The sequence below is a fragment of the Mycobacterium attenuatum genome (assembly GCF_900566085.1).
GTDB lineage: Bacteria > Actinomycetota > Actinomycetes > Mycobacteriales > Mycobacteriaceae > Mycobacterium > Mycobacterium attenuatum.
In genome coordinates this window covers 19048-33113 of sequence record NZ_UPHT01000138.1, presented here as the reverse complement: position 1 = coordinate 33113, position 14066 = coordinate 19048, and the positions used below count along the sequence as shown (strand labels likewise).

Annotated in this window: 3 protein-coding genes; all 3 read left to right on the top strand. The window is 65.4% G+C overall.

The features are described 5' to 3' along the window. Positions 1 to 225: 225 nt before the first annotated feature. Genes EET13_RS22280 through EET13_RS22270 form a run of 3 tightly spaced genes read left to right on the top strand, consistent with a single transcriptional unit; the run spans position 226 to position 14038 of the window. Positions 226 to 1956 (top strand): AMP-binding protein, encoded by a 1731-nt coding sequence (locus EET13_RS22280; RefSeq protein WP_122444305.1) that lies wholly within the window; start codon positions 226 to 228, stop codon positions 1954 to 1956. After that, entirely contained in the window at positions 1953 to 8669 is a 6717-nt protein-coding gene (locus EET13_RS22275) for a type I polyketide synthase (RefSeq protein WP_122444304.1), read from the top strand. The genes EET13_RS22280 and EET13_RS22275 overlap by 4 nt, the downstream gene beginning before the upstream one ends. Next, positions 8666 to 14038: a non-ribosomal peptide synthetase gene (locus EET13_RS22270; RefSeq protein WP_122444303.1), complete on the top strand. Its 5373-nt coding sequence runs from the start codon at positions 8666 to 8668 to the stop codon at positions 14036 to 14038. Before EET13_RS22275 ends, EET13_RS22270 begins: the two co-directional genes overlap by 4 nt. Positions 14039 to 14066: the final 28 nt, after the last annotated feature.

Sequence of the window (14066 nt, the reverse complement as noted above, 5' to 3'; positions counted from 1 at the left end):
ATTCAAGACGAGTCCCCAAACCGGCAACGTTAACAATTGGGGTCGACGACGGCCGCGGGCATCAAACTCTGAACCGGCCGAGTTCATTTTGTGCATTGTTCAACCTATGGCCACGGGTAGAACATAGAATCTCGACGCGCTCCTCCACATTCGTACCGAGGGCGAACCGAAGTTGGTGGGAACGAAGGTATTCCAACCCTAAGCAGAGGGAGGCGACGATTACAGATGGCTCGTCCAGCTTCTTTGTCGGAATTGCTGCAGGACCGAGCGAGTCGGCAGCCCGAAGATGTTGCATACAATTTCATCGACTACGAGGCTGACCCGACCGGCATTTCCGAAACCCTGACCTGGAGTCAGGTTTATCAAAGAGTGCAGGTCATTGCCGAAGAACTCTCGACGTGCGGATCGATCGGTGACCGGGCCGCTATAGTCGCGCCGCAGGGACTTGAATACATCATGGCTTTCCTGGGGGCATTGCACGCCGGGTTCATCGCCGTTCCGCTGCCGCTCCCACAGTTCGGTGTTCACGAAGAGCGGGTCCACTCAGCGCTGCGAGATTGCGCTCCGTCCGTGATTCTCACGACGGCCAGCGCGGCCGGCGAAGTCGCCAAATACGCAGACGGTTGCCACGACGGTGCCGCCGCAGCGGTCATCGAGATCGACTCGCTGGACCCCGAAGCTCAGTGCCGACTGGAGCCCGCGCGCTGCAGACCTGCCCAGCCCGCCTATCTGCAGTACACGTCTGGATCGACCCGTCGGCCCACCGGAGTCATGATCTCGCACCGCAACGTCATGGCGAATTTTCAACAGTGGTCTCGCGACTTGTTCCCGGCGGACACGCAAATGACTGTCGTGTCGTGGCTGCCGTTCTACCACGACTTGGGTTTGATGATGGGGGTTTGTCAGTCGGTGCTGACCGGATTTCCCGCTGTGCTCATGAGTCCGATCGCGTTCGTGCAACAGCCGGCCCGCTGGATCCGGTTATTGGCCACAAATAGAGGCGTTTTCACGGCGGCGCCGAATTTTGCTTTCGAACTGGCGGCCCGGAAAACGACTGACGAAGACATGGCCGGGCTCGACCTTGGCAATTTGCTGATCTTCTGCAGCGGCGGCGAACGAGTGCAGCCAGCGACGCTGCAGCGCTTCACGCGGCGCTTCGCACCGTTCAACTTGCCCGAAGCGGTGATACGGCCGACCTACGGGCTCGCGGAGACAGTGGTGTACGTGTCGACCCGCACACCGGCCCAGCCGCCCGAAGTCGTCGATTTCGGTTCGGAGGAACTGTCCGCGGGCCTTGCGGAGCGGCGCCGGGATGGCGGTACCGCTCTGGTCAGTTACGGATTTCCGGTCTCACCGATGGTGCGAATCGTCGACCCGGACACCCGGACCGAACGGCCGGCAGGGACCACCGGCGAGATTTGGGTGCACGGCGAAAACGTGGCCATGGGTTACTGGCGTAAGGCTGAACAGACAGAGCAAACTTTCCGGGCCAGCCTCGTTGATCCACCAGCCGGCACGCCGGTCGGGCCATGGCTGCGAACCGGCGATCTTGGAGTCATGTCCGAAGGCGAGTTATTCATCATCGGCCGCATCGAGGATCTGCTGATCGTGGACGGTTCCAATCATTATCCGGACGATATCGAAGCAACCATTCACGAAATCACCAAAGGCCGTGCCGCGGCTGTGGCGGTCCCGAATGAAGGGACAGAGCAAGTAGTCGCCATTGCCGAGATTAAGACAACAAACGGTTCCGGCGAAGATCAGCAGGAAAAACTGCGTTCGATCAAATATGAGGTGACCTCAGCGATTTCAAATTCCCATGGCCTCCGCCTCGCGGATCTGGTTTTTGTGGGGCTTGGCGCGATTCCGACCACGACCAGCGGGAAGGTTCGACGTTCCGCCTGTGCCGAGCGTTACCGGCGAGGTGAATTCGAACGTGTCGAGGTCACGCCGTGACGGCGACCTTTACTGATGGTGTCGAACTGAGAAAGTGGTTGATCGGTTACGTCGTTGCCAACATTGATTGCAGCCCCGATGAGATCGACCCCGACCTGTCGCTGAAGGACCTCGGGCTGGGTTCCCGGGATGTCATCAACATGTCAGGAGAACTGGCCAAGCTGCTGGGTCGTGCGGTCTCGCCGGTGGACTGTTGGCAGCACCCGACAATTAACGCTCTCGTAGCTTTTCTCACCGCGCCGGAACCCGATTCTGGAGCCGAAGAGACACATTCGGCGCATCCTCGGGTCAGCGAACCGATCGCAGTTATCGGCATGGGGTGCCGGTTTCCGGGTGAAATATCTGAACCCGAGGCATTGTGGCGGTTCCTCTGGGAAGGCCACTGCGCGATAGGGGAGGTCCCTGCCGAACGCTGGCGGCCCTTCGACGATGGTTCACCAGAGGTATCGGCAACCCTCGCCCGGACAACCCGGTGGGGTTCGTTCCTGGGCGATATCGACGGCTTCGATGCCGAGTTCTTCGAGATCTCGCCAAGCGAAGCCGCGAAGATGGACCCCCAGCAGCGGTTATTGCTGGAGGTGGCCTGGGAGGCCCTCGAACATGCCGGGATTCCGGCGACGTCGTTGCGTCGCTCGCAGACCGGAGTGTTCGCCGGGGCTTGCGGCAGCGAGTACGGGTATTTGGCGGCTGCCGATTTGCCCGCGGTCGATGCGTGGAACAACACCGGCGGCGCGCTGAGCATCATCGCCAATCGGCTTTCGTATTTCCTGGATTTGCGTGGCCCCTCCGTCGCGGTGGACACGGCCTGCTCGTCGTCCTTGGTGGCGATCCATCTGGCATGTCAAAGCCTGCGGATGGGTGACTCCGACCTGGCGATTGCCGCCGGAGTGAACCTGCTGCTGGCACCGGCGGTTTTCCATGGTTTCGATCAAGCCGGTGTCTTGTCCCAGAGCGGTCTGTGTCATGCCTTCGACGCTGCTGCCGACGGCTTTGTGCGCGGCGAGGGCTGCGGGGTCGTGGTGCTCAAACGGCTCAGTAATGCCCTGCACGACGGCGATCGGGTGCTGGCGGTGGTGCGGGGTTCGGCGGTCAATCAAGATGGCCGGTCCAACGGGCTGATGGCTCCCAACCCGGCGGCGCAGATGGCGGTGCTGCGGGCGGCTTATGCCAACGCGGGTGTACAGCCACGCGAGGTGGACTATGTCGAGGCCCATGGGACCGGGACCTTGCTGGGCGATCCGATCGAGGCGCGCGCGCTGGGCAAGGTATTGGGTCGCGGACGGGCGGCAACGTCGCCGCTGCTCATCGGAGCGGTCAAGACGAATCTGGGTCACTTGGAGGCCGCAGCGGGGATCACGGGGTTCATCAAGGCGGTGCTGGCGGTACAGCGAGGACAGATCCCGGCGAGCCTGCACTTCGAGAACCCCAATCCGCATATTCCTTTCGATCAGCTGCGCCTTAAAGTCGTTGCTGAGCAACAGGAATGGCCCGCAGTAGCACGGGCACGGCGCGCCGGTGTGTCATCGTTTGGGTTCGGCGGCACGAATGCGCATGTGGTGCTGGAGCAAGCTCCTGAACCGGCTGCCCCCGTAGGGGACCCGGTTCCCGCGGTGAGCACGCTGGTGGTCTCGGGCAAGACGCCAGAGCGGATCGCCTCAGCCGCAGGCGTTCTAGCGGAATGGATGGCCGGTGCGGGTGCCGAGGTGGAAGTGGCAGAAGTGGCCCACACACTCGCTCATCACCGGGTGCGTCATCCCTTGGTTGCCACGGTATGTGCGCGGGAACGGGCCCAGGCGCTGGTCGGCTTGCAGGCGCTGGCAGCCGGACGGGCGGCGACTGGAGTGGTGGGCCCGCACGAGGGGGAATGCGGGCCGGGCACGGTGTTTGTGTATTCGGGTCAGGGCTCGCAATGGGCGGGAATGGGCCAGCAGCTGCTGACCGACGAACCGGCGTTTGCGGCAGCGGTGGCCGAACTGGAGCCCAGCTTCGTTGAACAGGTGGGCTTTTCACTGCAGCAAGTACTGGCCGAGGGACAACCGGTGGCCGGCGACGCGCGGGTGCAGCCGGTGATTGTGGGCCTGCAGCTGGCGTTGACGCGGCTGTGGCGGGTCTACGGGGTCGAACCGGATGCGGTGATTGGCCATTCGATGGGGGAGGTTTCCGCGGCGGTGGTCGCCGGGGCGTTGACACCCGCCGAGGGATTGCGGGTAATCGCGATTCGATCGCGGTTGATGGCGCGGATGGCCGGCCAGGGCGCGGTGGCCCTGCTGGAGCTCGACGCTGATGCCGCGGCCAGGTTGCTGCACACCCTTCCCGGGGTCAGCGTGGCGGGTTTGCTCTCGCCGCGCCAAACCGTGATCGCCGGACCCCCCGCTCAGGTGGCTGCGGCGATCACCGCTGTGCAGCAGCAAAACCGGTTCGCCCGCCGGGTCAACATGCAGGTAGCCTCGCATACTGCGTCGATGGATCCGATCCTTGCCGAATTACGTTCGTCCCTAGCCGGTTTGGCGCCGAAGCTGCCCGTGATTCCGTTGCTGTCCACCGTCACCGACACCGGCACACCACGGTTGGACGCCGACTACTGGGTGGCCAATGTGCGCCAGCCGGTGCGGCTGAGCCAAGCCGTTGCCGCTGCCGGGCAAGACCACACGACCTTCGTCGAAATCAGCCCCCACCCGATGCTGACGCAGGCGATCACCGAGACGCTGGGCACGGCAACCCACCACCACAGCATCGGCACACTGCGGCGCGACGCTGATGACACACTGAGCTTCCACACCAACCTCAACGCCGCCACCACAAATCACCCACCACGCATGCCGCACCCGCCCGGGCCGCACCAGGTGCTGCCGGCCGCCCCGTGGCGGCACCGTCGGCACTGGATTTCCGCCAAGCCGACGGCCGCTGCTGCGGTGGCTGGTCATCCGTTGTTGGGCACTGGTGTCACTGATCCCACGACCGGGATTCGGGTGTGGGAGCGCACGCTGGGTCCCGACTCCTTATGGCTTGACCATCACCGTATTGATGGCGCGTGTGTGCTGCCGGGCGCGGCGTATGTCGAGTTGGCACTGGCTGCGGCGACGGAGGCGTTCGGCGCCGAGGTCGATAGGCCGTGGGCGGTTGCCGAGTTGCTGCTGCACCAGCTGATGCCGATTCGCGAAGGCACGGTTGTCGTCACCAGGCTGAGCGGTGCCGCATCGGGGCCAAGTGTGGAAATCCGTTCGGGCAGTGCTGATTCAGGCTGGACGTTACATGCCAGCGCGGCGCTGGAGCGCCTTGCGGCCACCGCCGCTGAGCCGATCGATGTTGACGAGTCATCGGTGAGGATGCTGGATGCCGACGATCTCTATCGACGGTTACGCAGTGCAGGTCAGCAGCACGGTCCTGCCTTTCAGGGAGTCGTCGGGCTGCGCGTTTTCGGCTGCGGCGCGGCGCGCGCCGAGGTGCGGTTGCCGGTGCAGGCCAGTCAGGGCGCGCGACGGTTCCTTGCGCATCCGGTGATGCTGGATGTTGCGGTGCAAGCCCTTGGTGCGACGCGGCTGGCCACCGAGCTCGCCGGTGCCGGGGACGCGGGAACGGTGGCGGTGCCGGCGCGGTTTTCCGGAGTACGCGTCTACGGGGATGTGACGGAGGGTGTTACCGCGCACGCAGTGTTGCGGCCCACGCCGGATCCGGATCGGTTCGTGGGCCGGGTGGTGCTTAGCGGCGCCCAGGGTCAGACGCTGATGGTGATTGATGAGATCGACATGGCGGTGCTGCGGGCGGCAGCCGAGACCGCGCTGGCCAGTCACGCGTTCGACTTGCGTTGGGAGCCGATCGATTCGGGTCATCCGGCCGCGGAAACGGGCCCGGTGTTGCTGGTCGATGAACAAGGCGTCGGCAACCGCGGCTCGGATGAGCTGTGGGAAGCAGTATGTGCCGGCCTTTCGCGGCGGGCGTCGCGGTATCGCGTGGTAAGGGCACGGGATCAGGCCGGGCTGCTCGACGCGCTGACTCATGAGTCGTGGCACGCAGTCGTTCTGGTATGCCCGCCACGGTCGGCAGATGAGGCGTTGGCCGATGGCGAGCAGTTGGAGTTGGCTCAGTCGCGCACATTATTTGTCGCTGGCATGGTGAAGACCTTGTCGCAGCGCGATGTTGGCAGCGGTCCGCGGTTGTGGATCGTGACGCGCGGTGCTCAGCAGGTAAGTTTCGGTGAGTCGGTGACGTTGGCGCAGGGCACGCTTCGGGGAATCGCTCGGGTGTTGGCGTTTGAGCATCCGGAGCTGGCGACCACCATTATTGATGTCGAGGCCGAGGGCAGCGGGTCAGCCGGCGCGCTGGTTGACGAGTTGTGTGCCGAAAGCAGCCATGACGAGGTGGCTTTGCGCGATGGGCAACGATATGTGCATCGCCTTGTGCCGGTGGCTGTTTCGGCGCAGGGTGAATTTCCGGTTGAGCGGCGTCCGGTGCGTGTCGATCTCGATAGCGGCGGCGCGGTGAGGTTGCAGATCGACCAACCCGGACGGCTTGACGCGTTGGCGGTACATGCGATGAGACATGTTCCACCGGCCGCGGATCAGGTCGAGATCCGGGTGGTGGCCGCGGGGGTCAGCGCCGGCGACGTGCTCAAGGCGACGGGTGGGTATCCCACGGGGGCCGACGGCGCGGCGGTCCTGGGCAGTGAATGCGTGGGATACGTGACCAGGCTGGGCGCGGCAGTGGATTCAGTGCGGATTGGGCAGCGTGTCATCGCGTTCGGGCCCGGCACCGTCGCTTCGCATGTCACGACGTCGGCCGATTTTGTCGTGCCGGCGCCGGAAGCGCTATCGGATCACGAAGCCGCCGCGGTGGGAATTGCCTATCTGACGGCATGGCACGGGTTGTGCGAGGTGGGGCGGCTGTCGGCTGGTGAGCGGGTACTGATTCATTCGGCCGCCGGCGACGTCGGGTTGGCGGCGCTTTGGATCGCCAAGGCGACGGGGGCTCGCATCTATGCCACCGCCAGTTCGGCGGTCCAGCGAAAGATGTTGGCGCAGTTGGATGTCGAGTATGTCGGCGATTCGAGCAGCAGGGAGTTCGCCGACGAGATTCGTGTGGCCACCGACGGTCAGGGTGTCGATGTCATTCTCAATTCGCTTGCTGGCGAAGCAATTCGACGCGGCCTGCAGATGCTGGCGCCGGGTGGGCGGTTTGTGGACCTGGGCAGAAGCGACGTCTGCGCCGACGCTCAGTTGGGGCTGGCGTTGTTGGCCAGGAGCGCGTCATTTGCGGTGGTCGACCTGGATTTGAACCTGCGCCTGCGGCCGCGGCGTTACCGCGAGTTGCTGCAGAAGCTTCTGCACCAACTGGTGGCCGGCCAGCTGCGGATGCTCCCGGTCACCGCGTTCAGCCTCGATCACGCCATTGACGCCTTCGAGCTGATGGCTTCGGACGCTCATGTCGGAAAAGTCGTCATCTCGATGCCGAGCACGGGCCGCATCGCCGCGCTCGCGCAGCCGCCGGCGCAACCGCTGGTCCGTCGTGACGGTGGCTACATCGTGGTGGGCGGCATGGGCGGGTTGGGGCTTGTCGTGGCGCGTTGGCTGGTGGCGCAGGGCGCGGGTCTCGTTGTGCTCAACGGACGTTCGGTGCCCAACGCCGACGTTGGCGCGGCGATCGCAGCGATGAACGCCGCGGGTATCCGGGTGCAGGTCATCACCGGCGACATCGCCCAACCCGATACGGCGGCGCGGTTGGTGGCGGCGGTCGAGCAGGCCGGAGCGCGACCGGCCGGTGTGGTGCACAGCGCGATGGTGTTGGCCGACGAGATCGTGTCGAACATGTCGGAGTCGGCGGCGCAGCGGGTATTCGCCCCGAAGGTGGCCGGCCACTGGTGGTTGCACACGGCCACCGCGCACCTCGATCTGGATTGGTGGCTGAGCTTTTCGTCGGCTGCGTCGATGCTGGGTTCACCCGGGCAGGGGGCCTACGCGGCCGCCAACTCATGGGTGGACGGGCTGGTGGCCTACCGGCGCGCCCACGGCCTGCCCGCGATTGGCATCAACTGGGGCCCGTGGGCGCAGGTGGGTCGTGCCCAGTTCCTGGCCGATCGGGGGCTCTCGATGCTGCGCCCCGAGCTGGGGCTGGCCGCCATGCAACAGCTGCTCATCGCCGATCGGGGCCGCACCGGGGTGTTTAGCCTCGACGCCGGCGAATGGTTCCGGTCCTTTCCGGCCGCGCAAGCATCTTCACTGTTCGCCGGGCTGGCCGACACGAGCGTGGGAGAGACGAGCCTCATCGACACGCTGCGCCGCGCGGACCGGCAGCAGCGCCGGCGGCTGCTCGAGTCATACCTGTGCGAGTTAGCGGCCAGCAAACTGGGCCTGACGCCGTCGCGCCTGGACACTCAGGCGGCTCTGGACCGCCTCGGAATCGATTCGCTCACCGCGCTGACGCTGCGCAACCAGATTCAGCATGACCTGGGCATCGCTGTTCCGGCCGTCCAGTTGCTCGACGGCGGCAGCATCGCGGGCCTCACCGACTGGCTCACCGAGCAGCTGTGCGGCGCAGGCCCCGATCACCCCAACCCGGTCGCGGCAGTCGACAGCGCGGCGCAGCCCAAGGAGGACGCGACGGCCGATGTGGCCGGCTCACCGTGGATCGACCTGCTGACCCAGGTGCCGCAGGTTTCAGACGACGACGTCGACGAACTACTTCGTCAGCTCATAGCCGCCAAGGGAGAACCAGGATGACAGATAGTTCCAGGGACCCGTCGATTGACATCGCCGGACTGTCCGCGCAGGAGAAGCGGGCGCTGTTGTCTCGACTGCTGATGGAGCGCGCGGCGGCTTCGGCGTCGGCGCATCCGCTGTCCTACGGGCAGCGCTCCCTGTGGTTTCTCTATCAACTCGCGCCCGACAATCCCGCCTACACCCTCACCTATGCCGGTCGGGTCAGCGGCGACCTCGACGTGGCGGCGCTGGAACGCGCCGCCCAAGCCCTTGTTGAACGCCATGCGATTCTGCGCACCACCTTCGCCGTGCGCGACGGGCAGCCGGTGCAACTGGTCCATCCGCACTGGCCGGTGCGCATCGCCCGACAGGACGTCGGACCGCACGACATTGACGAATGGATACGCCGGGAATCCGATGGCGCGTTCGACCTGCAAACCGGACCGGTTTTCCGTTTGACGCTGCTGCGCCAATCACCGCACGAGCATGTCCTGGTGCTGGCCGTCCACCACATCGCCGCCGATTTCTGGTCCATTGACGTCATCCTGGACGAGCTGTGCAAACTGTATGCCGCACAGCGTGGTTCGGACGTACCTCCGGTTTGCCCGGAGCGTTACGTCGGCTACGCGGATCGGCAGCTGCAGCTGATGTCGGGCGCCGAGGGGGATCGCCTCTGGCAGTATTGGCGTGACCAGCTGGCCGGCGAGCTGCCCAAACTCGGTCTGGCTACCGACCGGCCGCGATCGGCGTCGCCGACGTATCACAGTGCGCTGCAACGTTTCAGTGTTGACGGCCGCCTGGCGTCGGGACTCAGGGAGGTGGCCCGCGGTGCCGGCGCGACACCGTACATGACCTTTCTGGCTGCCTACGCCACGCTGTTGCACCGCTACACCGGCCAGGACGACCTCCTCGTCGGCTCACCATTCGCATGCCGCGATCGGGTCGGGATGGAGGGTCTGGTCGGCTACGTCGCCAACACCGTCGTCTTGCGTACCGACTTGCATGGTGATCCGGCCTTCTCGTCGCTGCTGGGACGGGTCAAGAAAACGGTTCTGGGTGCGCTCGCGCATCAGGATTACCCCTTTGCGTTGCTCGTCGAGCGGCTCCGCCCGTCCCGCGACTTGAGCTACACACCGCTCGTCCAGGTTTCGTTTGCGTGGGAACAGGCCCGCCGGTTCCAGGGCGGTGCCGCGGATCCGGAAGCGCTTGAACTGAACACGATTCACGTCGGGCAGGGCGGTGCGGCGTTTGACCTGATGATTCAGGTGGCCGATGTGGACGGGAAGTTCAGCTGCGATCTGCACTACAACGCGGACCTTTTCGACGCCGCGACAATAGCGCGGATGATCGGGCACTTCACCACGCTGCTCGACGGCATCGTCACCGATCCGGCCCGCCGCTTGTCGCAGCTGCCGCTCCTCACCGAGTCGAAGCGCCGTCAACAGGCTGCGTGGAACGACACCCGCGTCTGCTACGACGCCCCCGACTGCCTGCACGACATGGTGGCCGAAACCGCCCGGCGCACCCCAGACGCCGTCGCCCTCGCGTTCGGCAACCAGGAGATGACCTACGCCGAGCTCGATGGGCGAGCCAACGCGCTGGCCGCTCAGTTGCAGCGCCTCGGAGTGGGCGCCGACGGCATCGTTCCGGTCCTCCTGGACCGGTCAACGGAGCTGGTCGTGGCTCTGCTAGGGGTACTGAAGGCCGGTGGTGCCTTCATGCCGCTCGATCCCGCGCAACCCGTCAGCCGCATCGCGGCCATGATCGGCAACGTGCCCGACGCGCCCGTGTGCGTCACGCACCAGCGGCATTCGGACAAACTGCGGGGGTTCACCGGTCACCGCCTGTGCCTGGACCTGTCGTCGGCGCCCGCGCCATCGAACGGGTTCGTGGCGCTCGACCGCCGCGGCCGGTCGGTCGGCCTTGCCTACGTCGTCCACACCTCCGGTTCCACCGGGACGCCGAAGGGTGCGCTCAATACCCACGCCGGGATCCGCAACCGCCTGTTGTGGATGCAGGCGGCCTACCAGCTCACGCCGGCTGACCGGGTGCTGCACAAGACTCCGATAACCTTCGACCCGTCGATCTGGGAGATCTTCTGGCCGCTGATCGTCGGCGCGCGGCTTGTCATCGCCGAACCGGAAGCGCACAAGGACCCCGCGGGCCTGGTTCGCACCATCGTCGATCAGGCCGTCACGACGGTGCATTTCGTGCCGTCGATGTTGCGTTCCTTCCTCGCCGAGCCCCGGGTGACCGACTGTTCCGGGTTGCGCCGGGTGTTCTGCAGCGGCGAGGTGCTGCCGTATGACGTGCAGGAGCGCTTCCTGGCGACGTTGGACGCCGAGCTGTACAACCTGTACGGCCCCACCGAAGCGGCGATCGACGTCACCCATTTCCATTGCAGGCGAGGTGAATCCCGCTGTCCCGTTCCGATCGGGCGACCCATCGCCAACATTCGCATTCACCTGCTCGACGCTCATCTGCAACCGGTGCCGGTCGGAGTGCCGGGCGAGCTGTTCATCGGCGGGGTCGGGGTGGCGCGCGGCTACCTCAACCAGCCCGACGCGACGGCGGCTGCCTTCCTTACCGATCCGTTCGCCGCGGATCCGGATCAGCTGCTGTATCGGACCGGCGATCGGGCACGCTACTTGCCCGACGGCAACATCGAATACCTGGGACGCCGCGACGACCAGGTGAAGATCCGCGGCGTGCGGATCGAACCGGCCGAGGTGGAGGTCGCGCTGCAACGGCACCCCGGGATCGTGGAGAACGCGGTGGTGGCCGACAACGACGGCCGCGGCAACACCCGGCTGGTCGCGCACATCGTGGCGGCGCGCGGGGCTGCGCCCAGTGCTGCTGAGCTGCGCCGCTTTCTGCTCCAGCAACTGCCCGCTGCCATGGTGCCCGCTGTCTTCGCGGTTACCGAGTCGCTGCCGCACACGTCGAGCGGAAAGGTGGACCGCCGCGCGCTCCAGGAACGGGGCGAATTGGATTGTCGCGCAACGGATTTCGTTGCTCCACGGACACCCACCGAACAGCTCCTCGCCGGCATCTGGTGTGATGTGCTCGACCTGGAAACCGTTGGGGTGCATGACGACTTCTTCGCTCTGGGCGGCTCCTCGAGCCACAGCCTGGAGGTGGCGGCGAAAGCCAATGCGGCCAACCTGCCGCTGCGGCCGGAGTCGGTGTTCGCATTCGGCACCATCGCCGAGCTGGCCGCCGAGTACGGCCAGGCCGTGCAAGGCTCCGAAGATTTTGCTGCGCGGGCGGATACCGAACCCTTCGGCGGCTCGGGCGGGTCCGGCAAGGAGCTTGCCGCCTCGGCACCCGAGGCTACCGAGGCTCCCGAGGCTACCGAGGCTCCCGCGGCTCCCGGGACCAGCCGGCGGCGACGTAACACCGTGATCGAAAGCATCGGTGTGTATCTGCCGGCGGGAGTGCTGTCGACCGAAACCGTGCTGGCCGGGTGCGTCAACGAGATCGGCATACCGCTGGAACGCCTGACCGGCATCAGCAGCCGGCGGGTGGTGGCGCCCGGCGAATTCTCGATCGACCTCGCGCGAAACGCGGTGGCCGACTGTCTGGCTCGGTCGAGCTATGCGCCGGAGGAGATCGAATTGGTAATCTGCTGCAACATCTCCCGCTACGACCAACCTGGCAAGGTCATGTTCGAGCCCAGCACGGCGGCGCGGTTGCGGGAGCAGTGCGGCCTTACCGATGCCATTGCCTTCGATGTCTCCAACGCATGCGCCGGCATGTTCACCGGTGTCGCCGTGGCCGACGCGTTTCTGCAAGCGGGACTGGTCGAGCGCGCCATGGTGGTCAGCGGCGAATACACCACCCACGTCACCGAGACCGCGCAGCGGGAGATCGAAGGGCCGATGGATCCGCGGCTGGCCTGCTTGACCATTGGTGACGCCGGCGCCGCGGTGATCCTCGAGCGCGGTCCCAACGACCGCGCCGGTTTCCACGATATCGACATGGCGACCTTGAGCCGGTACAGCACCCTATGCATGGCCAAGGTAAGCAGTGCCGCCCACGGCGGCGCGATCATGACCGTCGACTCGATCAACTTGACCGCCACGGTGGTCAAGCGTTTGGTGCCGTACACCGCCGCCGTGATGAACCGACACGGGTGGCGCGCCGAGCACTGCGACCACTTCGTCATACACCAGACCTCGAAGGCATCGCTGAACGACGCGGTGGTCGCCATGAACCAGGTGTTCGGACCCGGCGCCGCCAACTCGGCTAACGTCATCAACAACCTGACGGAACGGGGAAACACCGCCAGCACCACCCATTTCGTAGCGCTGAGCGACCAGATCCAGGCCAATCGGATCAACCCTGGAGACAATGTGGTCTTCGGCATCAGCGGCACCGGACAGACGATCGGCACCGCGCTGTACACCTTCGACGATCTGCCGGCCCGGATGCGCAGGGCGCCCGACAACGGGCGCAACCGCACCTTCGTCAGCCGCCGGAGACCCGCGGAGCTATCGGCTGCGCCTGGGGTGCGAATCGAATCGATCGGTACGGCGCCGGCCCAGCAGCACGCTCCCCGCAGTGCGGTCGATCTGGCCGCGCAGGCGGCCAGACGTTGCCTGGACCGCAGCGGGCTCGACCCGGCAGAGCTCGGATTGGTGATTTACGCCGGGGTATATCGGGAAGACTTCATGGCCGAACCGGCCATTGCGGCGCTTGTCGCCCACGAACTTGGTGCGAACGAAGACATTGACTCTCCTTACGGGCCCAAGACGTTCGCTTTCGATGTGCTCAACGGCGCCGTCGGGTTCCTCAACGCGTGCCAGGTGGGAGTGCAGATGATCGGCGCCGGAAAGGCTGAGCACGTGATGATCGTGGCTGCCGAAATAGAGAACAACAGCGCCGGCAGCGGGCACCCGTTGTACGGCGTCCTCGAGACGGGTTCCGCACTGATTTTGGGTAGGGACGCAGGTCATTGCGGTTTCGGCCGGTTTGTCTTTCACCACCATCCCGAATACGGCGCGGCGTTGGAAACCTACTTACAGCAACGCGACGGAAAGAGCTGGCTGCAGATCGACCGCGATCCGCACCTGGCCGCACGCTATCTGGACTGTATCCCCGCCGCCGTCGAGGAACTGCTGAAGCTCGAGGAGCTCGACTGCTCCCAGATCGCTGCCGTGTTCCCGCCGCACCTGTCGCTGGCGGGTCGTGCTGAACTTGCTGCGCGCCTTGACATTCCGGTGTCACGATTCGTTGACCTGCCGACTGGATCCGACGCGTTCTCGTCGTGTCTGCCGTACGGACTGGAGTGCGCCTCGCGGAATCAGCTGGTAGGTCCGGGTGATATCGGGTTGATCGTGAGTGTCGGGTCGGGCATTGAGGTCGGTTGCACCACCTACCGCTTCTGACGCCGATGCTCATAAATGCCAGCCCCTC